Here is a 19,065-nt window from a genome sequence, read left to right as displayed (position 1 = left end):
TTTTAAATTTATTTTGAATTCTCACAGTTTTCTTTTCTTCTGGTATCAATTATATATTGAATTTTCCAGACATTATTTTGTTTTACCAATTGAAAACTATTGGCTCCACAATGCAAGAATTTTCCTTTATAGTAAAACTGATATGGCGTAAAAACACTCGCCAGATTTCCGTCAACATGAACAGCTTCGATGGTTATTCTTTCATCAAGATCATCTTTTGAAGCTTTGGAAATTGATGAGATAAAATCAGAGATATTCTCCGTTTTCACTGTTCCATCTTTTGTAATAGTTTGAAGGATTGCGCTTTCTGAAAATATAGATTTCAATAACTCCTGATCTGCATTTTTCATTCCAAGAAACAAGTTTCGGATCGGTTTTTCTATTTCCTGATTCTGATTATTCTGGGCGAAACAGAAACTGCTTAAAAATAAAGTGACAGTAAGTATTTTGTTCATTTTATTTTGATTTAATCTAATCAATAAAAATAGGAAAATAAAATATAAACTGTACATCAATTAGAAAGTAAAATCATACTTTTATCCCTTTATTTCAAGAATATGTGGAACGCTTATCTGATTCTGGTTGCGCTGTTGCTCCTTTTAACGCTATTGCCTAAAATTCAAAATTCACATTGGATATTTAGGGTGCCTGAATTTGGTAAAATCCAGATCACTTATTTTATTGTCATTACATTTATTTTAGGTTTTCTGGTAGATTCTCATTCGGAATATTTTTGGTATTTTCAAGGATTTTTAGGGCTGCTGTTTATTCATCATGCCATTATTCTGGTTAGGTATACACCAATTTATCCTATAAAGAAACACACAAGACAACAGAAATCATCTCAAAAAATACATTTTATTTCAGCAAATGTATATCAGTTCAATACAGAATACAGCAGATTTATTAAATTAATAGAAAAATATCATCCTGAAATTTTTCTGACCATGGAAAGTAATGGAGATTGGGAAAAAGCGATGCAGCCTTTGGAAAAAGACTATCCATATCATCATAAAGTAACGCTGGAAAATACTTACGGAATGCATTTTTATTCCAAAATAGAAATCAAGGAAGCTAAAACACATTATTTTGTTGCTGATGATATTCCGAGTATTGAAGTTCATTTAACCACCGAAGATGGATTTTCATTTGTATTTTTTGGAGTTCATCCACCACCTCCAAGTCCTACCGAAGAGGAAACTTCAAAAGAAAGGGACGGCGACTTATTAAGCACCGCAAAACGGGTAACAAAAATTGATAAGCCCGTTATTGTTGTGGGAGATTTTAATAATGTTGCATGGTCAAAATCGTCTATATTATTCAGAAAAACGAGCCATTTGATCGATCCTAGAATCGGTCGTGCTTTTGTATCAACTTTTCATGCAAAATATCGTATGCTGAGATTTCCGATTGACCTGATGTTTCATAGTGAGGATATTTTTATTGAAAAACTTACCACTTTGGAGAATTTTGGCTCCGACCATTTACCGGTTTACTGCGAATTTTTTATAGATCATCATAATAATGAGCAGGAAGAAAGAATAGAAAAGGCGACTACAGAAGAAAAAATTCAAGCTGAGGAAATGATTCAGGAAGGAAAAGAAGAGGATGGTGAGCGTGATGCGGTTGTGACTGAGGATTGATTTAAATATGTTTTGACTAAAGTCAATTGCATTCTTATACAACAAAAACGGACTAAAGCCCGTTCCTATTGATATATTTAGTATGTTTTTATCTTAATTAAAACTTCATAATATCCTTCACTACTCCATTGTTTTGGGTGTGCTGTAATAATTCAGCTTCGACAAATGATTTAATTTTTTCTTCTGAACCATCATTCGGGAATAAAAGATGAACGTTTGCACCGGCATCCAATGTAAAGAATAAAGGTAAATTAGTTTCTCTTCTGAAATCCCAGATTTTATTGATCACTTCTAATGTTCCAACCTTCATTAAAATAAAAGCAGGATCGCTCATCATCATCATTGCGTGAAGCGTAAGAGCTTCGTGCTCAACTAATTTGATAAAACTTTGCAAGTCACCATTTTTAAGAATTTCAATCATCGGAATGAAATTCTCTCTCGCTTCCTGAAATCGTCTTTCTGCATACGGATTTGTATTCATCAAACCATGTCCAACCGTTGAAGAAACCGTTTTCTGACCTTCATGAATCAACAAAACCCAGTCATTAAAATCTTTGAAAATCTCATGAATTTCATCATCCGGATATTGTACAGCATATAGATCTGAACTACCTCTAACCTGAGATTGTCCCCAAACAACCAATCCGTTGTAAAGACTTCTGCAAGCGCTTCCGCTCCCTAATCTAGCCAAAAATGACGCTTTTTTTAATGATTCTTCATCCGAAGTTTTCTCTGAAAAAACTTCATCCAGTTTCATTAAACACTTTGCAATTGCTCCAAATCCTGAAGCTGAACTTGCAATTCCTGAACTGTGTGGGAATGTATTTTCTGTTCTGATGATATATTTACCTTCCAAGATCCAAGGCAAATACTGTTCGATATTTTTAAAGTATTTTTCAATTTTTTCAGCAAATTTTACTTCTTCATTTCCTGCTAAAAAAGTTTGTACAGAAAATGGTTCTCCAGCTAAAAATTCTACTGTAGTATTGGTTTTACAATGATTTAAAGTATAACTGATACTCGGATTTGCAGGAATCTGATTGTCATATTTTCCCCAATATTTGATTAAGGCAATATTTGATGGACAGCTTTCTGAAACTGTTTGCGAGCTTATCGTAAAGTCTTCTTTTCCTAAAAATTCTTGTGTTGTCATAATTTAATTTAAAATATTCTCTTGTCATTCTGAATGAAACGAAGTGGAATGAAAGAATCTCAATTAAGTCAAATATAAAAAAATATTATAGATTTCTTCGTTCCTCAGAATGACAGTCACTAATACATTTTCTCAATAATATCTGCATATTTTTTAAGAACTACATTTCTCTTCACCTTTAAAGTTGGCGTGATCTCGCCTGTGTTGATGTCGAATTCTGCAGGCATCAGAGTGAATTTCTTTACCTTTTCGAAATCAGACAGATCATGTTCCAGTTCAGCAATTTTATCTTTATATAAACGAATAATTTCGTCTTTTTTCACCAATTCTTCCCAGTTGGTGAATGGAATGTTATTTTTCTTTATATAATCTTGCAGAAACTCAAAATTAGGGACAATCAAAGCAGAAACAAACTGTCTTCCCTCGGCAATCAAAACAATCTGACTTATATAATTATTATTAGTCAAAAGATTCTCGATCTGCTGTGGCGCAATGTATTTCCCGTTGGAAGTTTTCATTAAATCTTTGATCCTGTCTGTAATGATCAAATTTCCGGCATCGTCAATCTTTCCGGCGTCACCTGTTTTAAACCAACCGTCTTCTGTGAAAACTTTTTGCGTTTCTTCCGGTTTGTTATAGTATCCTTTCATGATACCGTTTCCTTTCGCCTGAATTTCATCATTTTCTCCGATTCGGATCTCAACTCCCGGTAAAGGTTTTCCGCTTGTTGCATGCTCGAAATTTGTTAAAGGGAAAAGCGTCAAAGTTGCCGTAGTTTCTGTCAAACCATACCCAACCGTAACATGAATTCCAACTGATTCAAAGAATTTTGTAACTTCAGGAGACAACGATGCTCCGCCACAAGGTAGAAACCAAAGTCGACCACCCATTTTTTCTTTGATTTTACTGAAAACCAACATATCCGCAAGAGATTCTTTTAGTTTTAATCCAAAAGGAACCGGATTTTCATGCTGTCTCAATTCTCCGGTTTGCTTTCCTGTTTCTAATGCCCAATTAAAAATTTTCTTTTTTAAAGATGAACCTTCACCTGCTTTTTCTAATACTCCGGCATACACTTTCTGGAAAAATCTCGGAACGGCGCACATCATCGTAGGTTTTACCTCTTCCAATGCTTTTGCGATATTCTTTGGATCTTCCAAGAAATATACTCTTGCTCCGCCATACAAACAAAGCAAACTCCAGCATCTTTCGAAAACGTGACTTAAAGGTAAAAATGCTAAAGAAAGCTCTTCTTCGAAATTTTTAAATTTAAAAAATTCAAAATGAGCATCGAAAGCTTTGATGAAATTTCCGTGCGTCAGCATTACTCCTTTTGGCGTTCCTGTAGTTCCTGAAGTGTAGATCAAAGTGGCTACATCTTCATATTCCTTTTTAAAAATCTCTAGTTTTGAGGAAGCTTTTGCAATAAAATCTTCCAGATAAAAACTGCTGAATTCTTTTTTGATCCAGACTGCTTTTTTAGAAATGATAATCGTTTGAAGAGTATTTTCTTCTTTATGTAAAATATCCAGACACGCATCATATTGCGCCTGATCTCCCACCAAAATAATTTTAGCCTGAGAATCATTGATGATATATTCTGCCTGTTCAGCGTTGTTTGTAGAATAAATGGGAACCGTGATGGCTCCGATAGATATTGCAGCCAAATCAAAAATCATCCACTCAGAAGAATTGTCTGAGTAGATCGCCACTTTATCATTTTCCTGAATTCCTGCATTCTTCAGAGCATTGGCTGTTTTGAAGATCATTTCACCGAATTTCTTCCAGCTCAATTCCTTCCAGCCTTCTTTTTTCTTAAAACCAATGGCTGATTTTATGGGATGCTTTGCTACATTTTTATTGATAATTGCCTCTGCAAGATTCATTTATTTATTCAGCTTTTTGTCGTTACTATAATTATTAAGGTGAAAATCAACACTTTCCTGTACGGGAATGAACTGATAATTCAGCTTTTCTTTAATTTTTTGATTGGAAATTGTATTCATTGCAGTCACTGCCTCAATATTAGTTCTGGTCGCCATTTTTAATTGTGGAATTAACCATCCGAAAAAAATGTTCATCCATCTTCCCAAATTCAGTTGTGTGTTGGATAAGATTTTAGCATCTTTTAGACCTGCTTTATTCCTGACATAATTCCCAATATCAGCATATTTTTTATTTTCAGAAATAAGAATAAAACGTTCTCCGAAAACATTCTTTTCCATTAATTCAATGGCAATTTTTGCTACATCCAATACATCTACATAAGATGTACCTCCGGAAAATGTAAAACTATTCTTTTCAAAAGTAGAAAAAAGTTCGCCACTGCTTTGACTCCAGTTTCCTGAACCGATGATGATTCCGGGGTTGATGATAATTGTATTTAAACCTTCGGCGGATGCTCTCCAGACTTCCATTTCAGATAAATGCTTTGAAATTGCATAGGCAGAATGTTCTATTTTAGGATTAAAATCAGACTCTTCGTCCAATTCTCCTTTTTCATTAAAACCATCTAACACTGCAATAGAACTTACATGTAAAAATTTCTTAACATCAGAACCTTCACAAGCAAATAAGAGATTTTCTGTACCTTTAATATTAACATGATACATCTCTTTTTCATCTTTTGGATTAAAACTTACTTTTGCAGCACAGTGATAAACCTCATCTACTCCTTTTAAAGCATCCTGAAGAGAATTGATATCATCAAAATCTACATCGATCCATTCAATTTTATTAAAAAAATCGTCAGGGCTTTCCGTATAAAATGTATACGAATGTTTTACTTCTTTTATATTGCTTGTAGGTCTTTTCGCAGCACGAACGTTTTTGCCTTTTTTAAGAAGCTCTAAAACGATTACTCTGCCTAAAATTCCGGTGGCACCCGTTACAAAAACCATCAATTATATTTCTACTTGATTGTTGACTAAATTATGACAATATTTTTTATTCGGCAATTCTTGGTTTTAATAAAAATCACTTAAAAATTGTATCTGCAAATTTGCGATTTTTAAAGGACAATTTCGATCTAGTTTCCTATTTAATTAATGAATTTGTTTAAATTGTAATGGAGAATATCTTGTTGGAGAATCGCAAAGACGCAAAGACTTTTATTCTTCATGCTGTTTCTAAGGTGCAAGAAAATCAAAGATTTTCAGCAAGCATTATATTACAGTAATTATACATTCCTAAATTTTATCTCCGATAAAATCTTTGCGCCTTAAAGCAGGAATTTTAATTATAATTTGCGCCTTTGCGATTTTCCAACAATATAAAAATAAGAAAACGGGCTAAAGCCCGTTCCTATTAATATAAATTCTTGTGTAATTCGTGGAATTAATTTGTGATTTTGTGTTCAAAAGTTTAAGCTAAAACCATATTATCTCTTCTTGGCGCTTTATCACACAATACATCTGCGATACTTTTAGAAATAAGATTTCCTTCTGTAAGGTTATCCAACCAGAAAAACTCTCCTGCGGCGTTGATTTCAATAAAATAATAATCGTCTTCAGGAGAAACGATGATGTCAAGTGCTCCATAATCAACATTATAAACATCTAAAAGCTCTAAAACTTTTTGTTCAACATCTTTCGGAAGTTCGGTTGGAAGCCATTTATCGATTAAATTCACGCCGTCTTTTCTCCAGTCAACTTTGGCATCTTCGAATTGTTGAGAATCAATTTCAAAAGCGTAAACATCCCGACCAACAACGGTTACACGAAGTTCCCTTTTCTTTTGAATCATTTTCTGAAACTGCATCGGACAATATAAAAGTGACTCTAATTCTTCAAATTTATCCTCTTTAACAACATTCGTGAAAACTACACTTTCAACTCCGTCTTCGTAAATGGCAAATCCGGTCTGCATTTTTGCTACAACGTTCTTATGTTTTATAATAAACTGTTTTGCTTCTTCAGGATTGTTTGTTAAGCAAGTTGCAGGAATTTTTAATCCAATTTTGTCTGCAATTTTAAGCTGTTCTTCCTTACTGTCTAATCTTCTGTAAACGCTTGGTTTTCCTAAAGAATAACAGTCAAAAGACTCCAAAAACCCGAAAAGTGTATTGCGTATCTCGCCCATTGCGGCTCCGTAAAACTTAGAATCCATTTCTTCTTTCAGACCGTTTCCTATATTGTAAGCTCTTCTGTACCAAACCGCTGCAACATCATCCAGACGAATTTTAGCATCAGCAGTTTCAAGAAAACTCACCCATTCTCCGTCTTGAAAAATAGTGGATAATTTATTTTGTAAAGGATATAAATCGACATCAAAACGGATCACTTCACAGTTATTTTTCTCAATATATTCTGTTACTTTTTCGATTGAAAAATTATCTCCAGTATGCGTAATTATTAAAATTTTATTCATTGGTTATTTATTCTTTTTATAAGGTTATCGGCTATTCTTTCTGCGATGGGGAAATTAAGTTCTTTTTGCAGCATTCCCCACTCTCCTTGCGGATTTACTTCGAGAAAGTAGTATTTTCCATCTTTTCCTTTGATCATATCGATTGCTCCAAGATACAGTTTCATTTCCTTCATCATTGAAATCAGATTTTTTTTAATTTCTTCCGGAAGATCATATTCAGACCAGAGAAAACCTTCCTGAATAACTCTCCAGTCGGTATTTTCACTGTTATTAATTTTACCTGTGAAAAACTCACCATCTACATAAACAATTCTCAGTTCATATTCTTTTTCGATATATGGCTGAAAGATCATCGGACAATACGCAATATCAGCAATGTGTTCTAAATTATTTTCATCAATAATGGTTGTTGAAAGAAAATTCTCCCCATTCATCGATTTTGTAATGACACCATGAAGTTTTGCTACAGCCTTTCCATTGCAGTTTTCATGAAAAAAGGTTAAAATCTTTTCTTCATCATTAGAAAAAAGCGTTTTTGGAATGGTTAAATCAAACTTTTGAGCAATTTTAAGCTGATACATTTTATTGCCATCAATCTTATTCTCAGATTCATACGGATTAATCCAAGGAATATTTTCCAACATCGTAAAAAGATTATAGCGAAGACTTCCATATTCTTTCAGGAAAATTTTCTCATAATCTTCGTCAAGGTCTTCAGGAATGGTAATTCGCCAGGACTTTCTGTGCCATACCGCTTGAATATCTTTAGAGTTAAGAATGTTTCCAAATTCATCAGTCAGTTCAAAAGAATCTTCATTGATGCTGATTTTCTGAAAATCATTAAGATGATCAGAATTAAGCCTGAAATAAGGGATATTTTTGGATCTCAGATAGTCGAAAAAGAGATCGATATTATAAAAATCGTTGGAATGAGTAATACAGAGAATCATTGGCCGCGTTTTATTAAAAAAGGAAACTTAAAGTTTAAGTTCCCTTTTAAATATGATTTTGTTAATATGTTTTAATTATAAAAACAACTCATTTTATACAACCGGAGCATCATCATCTCCGTCAGAAGGATATTTCTGAGTCTGAGCCATGTCGTACTGAGGCTTTGTAACCGTATCTAACACCGGTTTTGTAACTGTATCTCTTTCCGGAATTGTGATATCTGTACCACCTTTTACCGTTTCAGGATCTTTAAGTTGCTTTTCTAGAAAAGAGGCAAAAAATGGCTTCTTTTTTGAATTTTCGTTTTTCATAATGTTTAGTTTGAGTTTGATTGTATTTAAATTGAGTAAATTTTAATCTAGTTCTCCGGTTTCGTCACTATCAGACGGATATTTCATTGTTACCTGATCATTTTGTCTGTTGGTAACAGTATCTCTTAGAACTGATGTTGTGGGAGAATCCTGAAGTGCAGTCGTTATTGCTCCTCCTTTTACCGTTTGAGGATCCTGAATTTGCTTCTCTAAAAATGATACAAAAAATGGTTTCTTTAAATTTTTGTTTTTCATAATTCTTTTAGTTTGGTGTTAAGATAATGATTGATTGAAACTTATGAAGCTTCTCCTGTTTCGTCGCCGTCGGAAGGGTATTTCATAGTTACATTATCATACCCCGGCTTTGTAACAGTGTCCTGAAGGGCTGATGTCACATTATCTACAAGCACAGAAGTCACAGCTCCTCCCTTTACCTTTTCAGAATTATTGATTTGCTTCTCTAGGAAAGAGGCAAAAAACGGTTTTTTGAATTTTTTGTTTTTCATGGTTTTTGAATTTGGTTTTAGTTTTAATTATTCAACAGAATCATCACCATCCGAAGGATACTTCATGGTCACATGGTCTAATCCAGGTTTTGTAACACTATCCGAAAGTGCAGATGTAACATTGTCTTTTGTAGGAATTGTAACAGAATCTTCAAGAGCTGTTGTTATTTCCTGACCTCCATTTACCTTTTCCGGATTCTTAACTTGTTTCTCTAAAAACGAAGCAAAAAACGGTTTCTTTGAATTTTTCTGTTTCATAAGTTTATATTATTAGTTATTTGGCAAAACTAAATTACAAAAAATTCAACACCAGGAGAAATAAATATATTATTTAATAAAATTTTAACACAAATTCAATAATTGTAGAATTAAATTAATTCAAGCCTAAAAATTCTCTAACAACATTCGCAAAATCAACAGGATTTTCTGCCTGAACCCAATGTCCTGCATTTTTCACCGTAACAATTTTAGCTTTCGGAAATTGCTGCCTGATGCCAAACTCATCCTGAGGAAGAATATAATTGGATTTTTCACCTGAAATAAATAAAGTCTCCCCTTCAAAAACACCAAATTTGATGGCATTTGAAACAAATTCTGTATATTTTTCGGCTAAAGTTTTAAGATTAAATCTCCAGTTCAGCTTTTTATCATCACCCCAATATAAATTTTTAGCCAAAAACTGGATGGTAGATTTTTCCGGAATATATTGAGTTAAAACAGCTTCAACTTCATTTCGAGAGTTTACAGTATTAAAATCAACCGTTTCCAAAGCTTTGATAATTCCCTGATGATGTGGAGGATATGCTTTCGGAGAAATATCAACCACAATTAATTTATCAACTTTCTCGGGATATTTTATTGCGAACTGCATTACCGCTTTTCCACCCAGAGAATGCCCTAAAATATGGGCTTTTTCGATTCCGTAATGACTCATATAATTAGCAATATCATCAGCTAAATCATCGTGCGACATACTTTCGGAATGAAAGCTTCTCCCATGATTTCTAAGATCAATTAAATGAACAGGCAACTGCTCGCCAAGATCTTTTCCAAAGCTTCCCCAATTATCAAGCATTCCGAATAATCCGTGAAAAACCAAAAGCGGTGTAGACGAAAGATTTTCGCCAAATATTTTTGAATGTAGAATTTCCATAAGTTTTTTTATAAGATGTTAGAAGTTAGAAACTAGATATTAGTAAAATACACTGAAATACTGACTTCTAATTTCTAACTTCTAGTTTCTAATTATTCCATTTTGCCAATCTCTTCAAATACGCCTGGACTGTATTTTCCATTCCCATGTACAAAGCTTCGGAAACCAAGGCATGACCGATAGAAACTTCCAATAAATTTGGGATATTATCTGCAAAATATTTTAAATTATCTAAGCTTAAGTCGTGACCTGCATTGATTCCTAAACCAAATTCATTTGCAACAACTGCTGTATCATAATAAGGCCTTATAGCCTGCTCTTTATTCAATAAATAATTTTTAGCATAAGCTTCAGTGTATAATTCGATTCTGTCTGCACCGGTTTTTGCAGCATATTTTACCAATTCCGGCGTTGGATCAAGGAAAACCGAAGTACGGATTCCTGCATTTTTAAACTCAGCGATAATTTCTTTAAGAAAATCAAAGTGTTTTTTTGTATCCCAACCTGCATTTGAAGTAATGGCGTCATCTGCATCGGGAACCAACGTTACCTGCTCAGGTTTTACTTCCAGCACCATGTCGATAAATTCTCTGTGCGGATTTCCTTCAATATTAAATTCTGTTGTCACCAAAGGCTTCAGATTATAAACATCTTTTCTTGTAATATGTCTTTCATCGGGTCTTGGATGGACCGTAATTCCCTGTCCGCCAAACTCCTGAATTTTAATTGCAGCTTCTGTTACACTTGGCGTTTCGCCTCCTCTTGCATTTCTTATCGTTGCAATTTTATTAATGTTTACACTTAATTTTGTCATTTTTTAATCTAGATATTAGAAGTTAGATTTTAGAAATTAGTTTACATGAATATGTAAAATTTTCTGCTTAAATCTATTTCTTATTATTTTATTTTAAATTAAAAAGTTAGAGTTAAAAAATAATTTCCAGCTTCTAAACTCTAACTTCTAATTATTTATACTTTTACGTTCACCTGCATTACCTGCAAATCAAATTCTTTGGAAGCAACCAGTAAATGGTCAAAAATATCGGCCTGAATTTCTTCAAAATGCTCCCATTTGGAATCATTGGCAAAACAATAAATTTCCAAAGGCAGACCTTGCGGGGTGATTTCCAACTGACGAACCATCATTGCTCCGTTTTTATCAATATCAGCATCGTTTTCAATGTACTTTTGAGCGTAATATCGGAAAACTCCGATATTGGTAAGCTGTCTTCCGTTGATGATCTTATCTTTATGCTCGAGGTTTTCTTTTTCTTTTTTTAATTCAATAATTTTTGATTCCAGATAATCGGAAATTAAATTAATATCTCTCAAACGTTCAATTTCTTCATCATTTAAAAACTTAAAAGAATTGATATTAAAGTAAATCGATTTTTTGATTCTTCTTGTATTAGACTCTGACATCACCTGAAGGTTTTTGATCTCAGTTGTCAGCAAATCATAAGTAGGGATCGTGGAAATTGTCTTATCAAAATTAGTGATCTTCGTTGTCAGAAGGCTTATATCAGAAATATTTCCTTCAATATTATATTTAGGAATCCCGATCCAGTCGCCTACTTTCATACTTTTTGAAGTTGCCACGTGAAGTCCTGTTACAAATCCTAAGATCGTATCTCTGAAAACCAATACCAAAACCGCTGTTATTGCTCCTAAACTTCCTAATATCGTCCCTCCTTTTATCCCGAAAATCGTACAGATCCCAATAACCGTAAGAATAAAAATCCCGAAGATTTTTACTGATTCTGAGATCGCATTAAGAGCCATTATTTTGTAAAAATCCTGTTTAAGTACAAAGTAATTTCTGAAAGCTGTTAATGCCCTAAACAGCATTCCGGCGATGACGAAAATAATGGCAACATTTACAATTAATTCTAATAAAGTGAAACTTTTAGGATGCCTGTAAAAAACAGATAACAAGGCATATCCTGCAAAATTCAAAGCGCCTAAATGTACAATTGAATTTGTGATCCTTGACTGATAAATAGATTTAATAATAGGATATTTTTCTTTATCAAAAAACTTTTTGATAATTATATTCACCAAAAATTTAAAAATGAAATCAATAGCATACACAAGACCTGCCAAAAATATAAATTTAAGAACAATCTGACACGTAAGAACAAGCTCAGGATGCACGCTCCCTTTAACCAGGTAATGAATCTGATCGCTGATATTCTGCAAAAAATCTTTGGTATCTTGTATTTCGTCTTTCATTTACAGCAAATTTAGGAAATTTAAGGGTGATTTTAATCAAAACCTTTCCATCAATTTTCATCCCAAAATGATTTCTTTTTTAATATTTAATAAAAATTATTAAATCCTCTTAAACTATGGTTAATAAATAGAAGATTCACCAAAAACCATCTTTAAAAATAAATAATATTAAAAAATTATCACATTTTATGACTTTATATTCAATTATTTATTAAATTTGATTGAAACTAAACAAATCAAAACCAATTAGATATGAGAAAACACTACTTATTTATTTTGTTGTGTGTATTCACACTTTTAACCAATTGTACAGGAGGAGATGATCCTGCAATAGTTTCCGAAAACGTTGGTCCTACGGTTGTAAAAACCGGAAAAATTACCGGAAAAGTGATGTCACAAAACGGAACCAAACCTATTGGTGGGGCTTCAGTTTTTACATTTGATGACAAGTACAAAATCTATTACACGACTTCTGACTCAGACGGTAACTTCACGTTGGAAGCTCCGGCTGGAAATCAAACGATTCATATTCAAACAGGGAATGGCAGTAATTTCCGTACAGAAATTTCCGCAACTGTAAAAGATAATGAAACTTTAAATATAGATGCCAGTCAAACCAAACTGAATCAGGTTGCAAAAATTGCTTACGTAAAAGGGACATATGATAAAATTGAAGATATTATTCAGACTTTAGGCTATACCGCCACCGAAATCACCAATAACGATCTTGCTAACATGACTACAGTTGCACAGTATGACATCATATTTCTTAACTGTGGATCAAGAAATAACTACTCTTCAAATCCGGGACTTTACAATGTAATTGATACTAATCTAGCCACTTTTGTTGCTAATGGAGGAAGTATCTATGCGTCAGACTGGGACGTTGCCTACTTAGTGGGAGGAACAACTAATACCAATAACTGTTCGCTTGCAGGAGGATTTGTTCCCGACACAAAATTATGTTCTAAAAACATCGGAAGCGTAGGTATGGTAGGCGCTACAGTAAATAATGCAGGACTTACAACAGTGTTGGGGTTCAATACTCTTAATATTAATTATGATCTAGGTGCATGGCAGAAAATAATTAACTATGATCCGGCATATTGGGAAGTTTTAGTTAAAGAAACTTCATCAAATGACGCTTTGATGATCAGAACCAATCATTTTACCGCTACAGGTGTACCAACTACTCCGATAGGAAATGCTCCAAATTCAACATTTGTAACGGTTTGTATTACACTACCTGGAAATATCCAGATCAGTATCTCAGTTCCTCAGGTATTGGTTCCTTATTTGGTTGCATTAGGAGCAACGGTAGGCCCTTGCTCAGGATCTTCAACCAGTGGATATATTTATTACACAACCTTCCATAATCATGCCTCAGGCAACATTGGAAACGCCGGCGTAATTCTACAATATGTAATCTTAAATCTATAGTAAATTTTTAACTTATATTGAAAGGTGGCTTTTTTAAGGCCACTTTTTTTTATCTTGCATGTATAATTTTAAGAATGGATACAACATTAATTAATATTCTCTGTCTTGTTTTATTATTCCTCGGAATCTTAGGAACTTTTCTTCCTGTTTTACCTGGATTATTATTAAGTCTTTGTGGTTTACTAATCTATAAATATGGAACTGACGCTGATCTATCCATGATTTACATTTGGGCTTTTGGAATTCTGACGGCAGTTTCTGTAGTTTTAAGTTATGTAATTCCAGCCAAAACCAATCAAAAATATGGCGGAACACGTTGGGGAAGTATCGGTTCAATAATCGGAACCATTGTCGGAATGTTTTTACCAATTCCACTAGGCTTCCTGATCGGAATGTTTGCCGGAGTTTTCATCGGTGAATTACTTCATGATAGTAAAGACATGAATAAAGCTTTAAAATCTACAAAAGGTGCTTTCATAGGATTCATTTACGGAACGGGATTTAGTTTGGTTGTAGGTGTGGCAATGTTTTTGGTAGTAGTATTGAATATGCTTAATATCATTTAAAAACAGAAAATCATGCTACACAAAACCATCATATTCGGCTTAGGGTTATTGACATTAGCTAACTGTAATGCTCAAAAGGAAAACAAAACCTCAACAAAAAATACTGTGACAGGCGAAATAAAAGACGTAAAATCAATGAATAAGGATGAAAATATCATTTACTTCAATGAGGGAGAAAATAAATTCCTTAAAGAATATGAAATGAATGTCACATTTAAAGGTATTTCTGAGGACAGCCGTTGTCCTGAAGGCGTAAACTGTATGTGGGCAGGAGTTGCCGTGGCACAGATTGAAGTGATGGGATTGGCAACCAGACCAATGACCGTAAGTATCGCCACCACAGAAAATGCAGGGCGAAATTATCACCAATCTACGGAGTTCAACGGATATACCATTTCACTAAAAGATGTAAATCCTTACCCTACATCAAAAGATGGCGCCAAAGCACTTGCCGGAAAATACAGAATCGGAATCGTTATCAAAAAAGCAGGAGGAGACTCTACCACGAAATAGGCTTTTTTCCTTTTGAAACCAAATATTCATTAATTTTTGAAAAAGGTTTGCTTCCGAAAAATCCTCTGTACACAGAAAACGGTGACGGATGCGCCGATTTAATGATAAAATGCTTAGCCGGATCGATGAATTCGGCTTTTTTTTGTGCAAAAGCGCCCCACAATACGAAAACCACATTTTCTCTTTTATCTGAAATTTCTTTAATGATATAATTCGTGAATGTTTCCCATCCTAAATCCTTGTGAGAGTTCGGAGTATGAGCGCGAACGGTTAAAGTCGCATTCAACATTAAAACCCCTTGTTTTCCCCAATCGTCTAATTCTTTTGAAGTTCTTACAATTCCTAAATCATCTTTCAGTTCGATGAAAATATTTTTCAATGAAGGCGGTGCAGTCACCTGTTCGGAAACAGAAAAACATAAACCATTCGCCTGAAAGTCATTATGATAAGGGTCTTGTCCGATAATTACGACTTCAATGTCATCAAAAGGCGTAATTTCCAACGCTCTGAAAATCTGAGTCTTTGGTGGGAAAACTTTTGTTGTGGCGTATTCCTGTTTTACTTTCTCCCAAAGGGTTGTAAAGTAGGGAGTGCTTTTTATGGGGGCTAAAATTTCGGTCCAGGTCATATAATTCTAAATATTAATACAAAGATAGTATGTTAATTGTATAATTTTTATCCAACTTTTTTCACTTTTCCATATTGAACCTGATTCTCCTCAATTTTTTCATATAAGTAAGTATTATTCTCAATTTTCAAAATTCGAATCAAAAATTTCGGATTTTCCTTCATCCTTTTTTCTGTCTCTTTTGTCGGAATTATTGTGTACTCTCCGTTATCATACCAAACTATTTTACCCGTATAAATTTTCCCTTCAAAAGTTTCAAACTGCATGTTATCTTTTCTCTCGAAATTATATACTATAGAATCTCCCAAAACCTGTAAAGTAAATTTTCCAGATTTAAAATTTTCTGGATTTAATTTGGGATTGTAATCCATGCATTTTTCTGGAAAAAGCACTTTTGCACTATTACTATTGTAGTAAATTGCATCAGTCAATGATTTACAACCGCTTTCTTTCTCTTCAATTATTATTTGCATCCCTTAAAATATAAAGCACTTGGATTTTTCGGATAAATTTTCAAAGACTTGTCAAGATTTATAATTGCACTTTTAAAATCTTTATTATGAATATCTTTCATCGCTATTTTCATAGGATCTGTCAAATCATCATTTTGTTGTCCCAAAAAGAAAATAGGTAAAAAAAGCATTAACAATTTTTTCATTAAAAATTATGTTACTATTATTTTTTTCAAGCTAAAAACCAAATTATCAGGAAAACCTTCATCCTTTCTCTCCTCCTCCAAAACAAATTGATGCTTTAAAAGAATACCTTTCGAGTTTTCATTAAACTTATTGGTCATTGCGACAATTTCCTGCAAATTTAAAGTATTAAATCCATAATTTACAACTGCAGTTAACGCTTCCGACATGATTCCTTTCCTGTGATAGTCGGGTAACAATTCATATCCAACTTCTGCTTGCTTTCTGTCGTCAGAAAATTTCCAAAGACAAATCGTTCCGATAAGATTCGTTTGATCTTTTAAAGAAATTCCCCAATAAAAAGTCTCATGATTTCGGGTTCTTTCTTTAATGGTTAAAATAAATTGCAACGCATCGTAATTATTTTTCGGAGAATTTCTCTGAACGAATTGATTGATTATTTCATTACCACGAATTTTCAGAATATCCTCAACATAACTTTCGTTGATTTCTTTTAATTGTAGTCTTTCAGTTTCTAGTTTCATATCCCAAATTTAATAATTAAACTAATAAATTTTAACCACAAAAGTCACAAAAGATTTTATTGAAAATAAGTTAATCAAAAGTTCGTAAAAGTAAAAAATCAAAGATTTTTAAAAACTTTGTATTCTTTTATTCACAGTTATGATAAACTTAAATTATTTATATTTTAATCTTTTGTGACTTTTGTGGTTAAAATAAGAAGAAGCGTATTTTTTAAATTAGTTCATTTTCAAATTAAGATTCACATTTTCTCACTAAATTTGCACTGTGTATATAAATAAAGAAGATTTAAACGAATTAGAGTTTCCGCAATTGCTCGCGGAAATTGCTCCATTTGCGTACTCTCCGAAAACGAGGGACAAAATTCTTCAACTTCGTCCCATGGAAATTGACGAGGCAGGACTTTCACTCAAAAAAACTTCCGAATATTTATCGAGTTTTGAAAGTTCAAATGCGATTCCGTTTGATGAATACGAAGATATTGAAAGCGAATTACAACTCATGCTGATCGAGAATTACCGTCTCGAAAATAAGGCTTTCATCAAAATAAAAACGATTACCGAACAAATAGGAAGACTTCAAAAGTTTTTCCCGACAATGCCCGAAACGTTCCCAACTTTGATGGAAGACGCTTCTGTATTGGAATTTAAGAAAGAAATCATTGATAAGGTTGATAAAGTTTTCAACCGTTTTGATGAAGTGAAAAGTGAAGCTTCGCCAATCCTGAAAACCTTAAGAGCGGAAATTCAGCATGCGAAAAAAGCAATTCAGGAAAATTTCAACCGTGTATTGTTCAATTACGCTCAAAGTGATTTTTTAGATGATATCAGAGAGAGTAATATTGAAGACATACGAGTTTTAGCAGTAAAATCTGCTTATAAAAAAAGAGTTCCGGGAAGAGTGTTGGGACTTTCTAAAACAGGTTCAATTACGTATATTCAGCCTGACAATGTTGTAAAGCACTACTTTAAACTTCGAGAAAATCAGGAAGAAGAAAAAAAGGAAATTGATAAGATCCTAAGACAGCTTACCGCAGAATTAGCGGTATTCCAACCTCAGCTTTGGAGATATCAGGCTTATATTTTTGATCTTGATCTTACTAGAGCTAAAGCTAAGTTTGCAGAATTAATTAACGGGGTTTTACCAAAGATCAACCGTCATAAAACATTAAAATTAAGAGAAGCATTTCATCCATTATTATGGTTAAGAAATAAAGCGGAAAATAAAACTATTTTCTCTCAGACATTATCGTTGACCGATCAAAACAGAATTATCTGTATTTCCGGACCGAATGCGGGAGGGAAATCGATCACGCTGAAAACAGTTGGATTACTTCAATTAATGATCCAGAGCGGAATTTTAGTACCTGTTCACCCAAGATCAGAAATGTTTTTCTTTGATAAGATCATGACCGATATTGGTGATAATCAATCTATTGAAAATCACCTTTCCACCTATTCATCAAGATTGAAGAAAATGGGCGGAATCATCCGTGAGGCTGATGCCAACACCCTTTTGTTGATCGATGAATTCGGAACGGGTTCAGATCCTGAATTGGGCGGTGCTTTGGCAGAAAGTTTCTTAGAGTTTTTCTATGACAAAAAGAGTTTTGCGATCATTACAACGCACTATACGAATATTAAACTGGTTATAGAAGAGCTTCCTCACGCAGAAAATGCAGCCATGCTTTTTGATGAAGAAACATTGGAACCGATGTATAAATTGGAGGTCGGACAAGCTGGTAGTTCATTTACTTTTGAGGTTGCCGAGAAGAATAAAATCCCGAGGTTTATCATTCATTCTGCGAAGAAAAAAGTGGAACATGATATTGTGAATCTTGATAAAACGATCGTAAAACTTCAGCAGGAAAAATTCGAGGTTGAAAAACTGAAAACCGATCTTGCCGAAAGAAAAGAATCCGTTGAAGACAAACGCGACAATTTGCAAAAACTAAATGAACAGCTTCAACAAAAACTGTTCAATTTCCAAAAATTATATGAAGATGAACATCGTAAACTTCAGTTTGGAAATAAGATTGAAACATTTATTGACGGCTACATAAAAGGAAGATCCAGAAAAGATGTTGTGAAAGATTTTGTAAAGATTTTAGAACAGGAAAAATTCAGGAAAATCGATGCTGATAAAGATGAAACGAAAAGACTTCAGGTTGTAAAAAGAAAAATCACTCAACAACTGAAAAAAGAAGATGTTATTGAAAAAATCACTGAAACCAACGAAAAAATAGAGGAAAAACGTCAAACTGACCGCGCCGTTTGGATGAAAATTGGTCAACGCGTTCGTATCAGAGGAAGTACAAGTGTCGGGACGATTGAAAAGATATCCAGAAACAAAGTGATTGTGAATTACGGGACTTTTAAGACGACGATTAGTGCTGAAGAATTGGAGAGGATTTAATGATTAAT

22 protein-coding genes are annotated in these 19,065 nt (G+C 33.6%); 5 read left to right on the top strand and 17 right to left on the bottom strand.

The features are described from left to right. Window positions 1-8: 8 nt before the first annotated feature. A complete protein-coding gene (locus BT156_RS10525) occupies window positions 9-455 on the bottom strand; it encodes a nuclear transport factor 2 family protein (RefSeq protein WP_072410099.1) in 447 nt (148 codons plus the stop codon). 102 nt (window positions 456-557) lie between these two features. Here BT156_RS10525 and BT156_RS10520 point away from each other — a divergent pair, with 102 nt between their 5' ends. Next, window positions 558-1,643: an endonuclease/exonuclease/phosphatase family protein gene (locus BT156_RS10520; protein ID WP_072409890.1), complete on the top strand. Its 1,086-nt coding sequence runs from the start codon at window positions 558-560 to the stop codon at window positions 1,641-1,643. Between the two features lie 97 nt (window positions 1,644-1,740). On the opposite strand, the gene BT156_RS10515 is transcribed toward BT156_RS10520, so the two are convergent. The 12 genes from BT156_RS10515 to BT156_RS10460 all read right to left on the bottom strand — a co-directional run bounded on the left by BT156_RS10515 (window position 1,741) and on the right by BT156_RS10460 (window position 12,317). Then, complete coding sequence (locus tag BT156_RS10515; protein WP_072409888.1) at window positions 1,741-2,796, bottom strand: diphosphomevalonate decarboxylase; 1,056 nt, start codon at window positions 2,794-2,796, stop codon at window positions 1,741-1,743. Between the two features lie 119 nt (window positions 2,797-2,915). Next, on the bottom strand, window positions 2,916-4,682 hold the full coding sequence (locus tag BT156_RS10510) for an AMP-dependent synthetase/ligase (RefSeq protein ID WP_072409886.1): 1,767 nt from the start codon (window positions 4,680-4,682) through the stop codon (window positions 2,916-2,918). Then, a complete protein-coding gene (locus BT156_RS10505; RefSeq protein ID WP_072409884.1) occupies window positions 4,683-5,696 on the bottom strand; it encodes an NAD-dependent epimerase/dehydratase family protein in 1,014 nt (337 codons plus the stop codon). Between the two features lie 463 nt (window positions 5,697-6,159). After that, window positions 6,160-7,164, bottom strand: a complete 1,005-nt coding sequence (locus BT156_RS10500; protein WP_072409882.1) for an MvdD family ATP-grasp ribosomal peptide maturase — start codon at window positions 7,162-7,164, stop codon at window positions 6,160-6,162. Then, on the bottom strand, window positions 7,161-8,114 hold the full coding sequence (locus BT156_RS10495; protein ID WP_072409880.1) for an MvdC/MvdD family ATP grasp protein: 954 nt from the start codon (window positions 8,112-8,114) through the stop codon (window positions 7,161-7,163). The genes BT156_RS10500 and BT156_RS10495 overlap by 4 nt, the downstream gene beginning before the upstream one ends. 93 nt (window positions 8,115-8,207) lie before the next feature. Beyond that, window positions 8,208-8,426, bottom strand: coding sequence for a microviridin/marinostatin family tricyclic proteinase inhibitor (locus tag BT156_RS10490; protein WP_072409878.1), 219 nt, complete (start codon window positions 8,424-8,426; stop codon window positions 8,208-8,210). A 42-nt stretch (window positions 8,427-8,468) separates the two neighbouring features. After that, window positions 8,469-8,681, bottom strand: a complete 213-nt coding sequence (locus BT156_RS10485; RefSeq protein ID WP_072409876.1) for a microviridin/marinostatin family tricyclic proteinase inhibitor — start codon at window positions 8,679-8,681, stop codon at window positions 8,469-8,471. Between the two features lie 41 nt (window positions 8,682-8,722). Next, entirely contained in the window at window positions 8,723-8,932 is a 210-nt protein-coding gene (locus BT156_RS10480; protein WP_072409874.1) for a microviridin/marinostatin family tricyclic proteinase inhibitor, read from the bottom strand. 27 nt (window positions 8,933-8,959) lie between these two features. Beyond that, complete coding sequence (locus tag BT156_RS10475) at window positions 8,960-9,190, bottom strand: microviridin/marinostatin family tricyclic proteinase inhibitor (RefSeq protein WP_066756407.1); 231 nt, start codon at window positions 9,188-9,190, stop codon at window positions 8,960-8,962. A 115-nt stretch (window positions 9,191-9,305) separates the two neighbouring features. After that, window positions 9,306-10,085: an alpha/beta fold hydrolase gene (locus BT156_RS10470; protein WP_072409872.1), complete on the bottom strand. Its 780-nt coding sequence runs from the start codon at window positions 10,083-10,085 to the stop codon at window positions 9,306-9,308. 88 nt (window positions 10,086-10,173) lie between these two features. Continuing rightward, window positions 10,174-10,899 carry a pyridoxine 5'-phosphate synthase gene (locus tag BT156_RS10465; protein ID WP_072409870.1) on the bottom strand — a complete coding sequence of 242 codons (726 nt, stop codon included), beginning with the start codon at window positions 10,897-10,899 and terminating at the stop codon, window positions 10,174-10,176. A 155-nt stretch (window positions 10,900-11,054) separates the two neighbouring features. Further along, window positions 11,055-12,317 (bottom strand): mechanosensitive ion channel family protein, encoded by a 1,263-nt coding sequence (locus BT156_RS10460; RefSeq protein WP_072409868.1) that lies wholly within the window; start codon window positions 12,315-12,317, stop codon window positions 11,055-11,057. Between the two features lie 252 nt (window positions 12,318-12,569). On the opposite strand from BT156_RS10460, the gene BT156_RS10455 reads away from it, so the two are divergent. The 3 genes from BT156_RS10455 to BT156_RS10445 all read left to right on the top strand — a co-directional run bounded on the left by BT156_RS10455 (window position 12,570) and on the right by BT156_RS10445 (window position 14,836). Further along, complete coding sequence (locus BT156_RS10455) at window positions 12,570-13,757, top strand: carboxypeptidase-like regulatory domain-containing protein (protein WP_072409866.1); 1,188 nt, start codon at window positions 12,570-12,572, stop codon at window positions 13,755-13,757. 74 nt (window positions 13,758-13,831) lie between these two features. Beyond that, window positions 13,832-14,323: a DUF456 domain-containing protein gene (locus BT156_RS10450; RefSeq protein ID WP_072409863.1), complete on the top strand. Its 492-nt coding sequence runs from the start codon at window positions 13,832-13,834 to the stop codon at window positions 14,321-14,323. Window positions 14,324-14,335: 12 nt separating this feature from the next. After that, window positions 14,336-14,836, top strand: coding sequence for a hypothetical protein (locus BT156_RS10445; RefSeq protein ID WP_072409862.1), 501 nt, complete (start codon window positions 14,336-14,338; stop codon window positions 14,834-14,836). On the opposite strand, the gene BT156_RS10440 is transcribed toward BT156_RS10445, so the two are convergent. From BT156_RS10440 to BT156_RS10425, 4 genes are read right to left on the bottom strand one after another with little or no spacing between them, the layout of a single operon-like run. After that, window positions 14,823-15,464, bottom strand: a complete 642-nt coding sequence (locus BT156_RS10440) for a uracil-DNA glycosylase (protein WP_072409860.1) — start codon at window positions 15,462-15,464, stop codon at window positions 14,823-14,825. The genes BT156_RS10445 and BT156_RS10440 overlap by 14 nt on opposite strands. A 47-nt stretch (window positions 15,465-15,511) precedes the next feature. Then, window positions 15,512-15,937 (bottom strand): hypothetical protein, encoded by a 426-nt coding sequence (locus BT156_RS10435; protein WP_072409858.1) that lies wholly within the window; start codon window positions 15,935-15,937, stop codon window positions 15,512-15,514. Beyond that, entirely contained in the window at window positions 15,928-16,122 is a 195-nt protein-coding gene (locus BT156_RS10430) for a hypothetical protein (protein WP_072409856.1), read from the bottom strand. The genes BT156_RS10435 and BT156_RS10430 overlap by 10 nt, the downstream gene beginning before the upstream one ends. A 6-nt stretch (window positions 16,123-16,128) precedes the next feature. Beyond that, window positions 16,129-16,644, bottom strand: a complete 516-nt coding sequence (locus BT156_RS10425) for a GNAT family N-acetyltransferase (RefSeq protein ID WP_072409853.1) — start codon at window positions 16,642-16,644, stop codon at window positions 16,129-16,131. A gap of 265 nt (window positions 16,645-16,909) precedes the next feature. On the opposite strand from BT156_RS10425, the gene BT156_RS10420 reads away from it, so the two are divergent. Then, window positions 16,910-19,057, top strand: a complete 2,148-nt coding sequence (locus BT156_RS10420) for an endonuclease MutS2 (protein WP_072409851.1) — start codon at window positions 16,910-16,912, stop codon at window positions 19,055-19,057. Window positions 19,058-19,065 lie beyond the last annotated feature (8 nt).

The organism is Chryseobacterium limigenitum (genome assembly GCF_900114875.1).
Taxonomy (GTDB): domain Bacteria; phylum Bacteroidota; class Bacteroidia; order Flavobacteriales; family Weeksellaceae; genus Chryseobacterium; species Chryseobacterium limigenitum.
The sequence above is the reverse complement of the archived record's forward strand: the minus strand, read 5'-3'. Positions and strand labels throughout refer to the sequence as shown.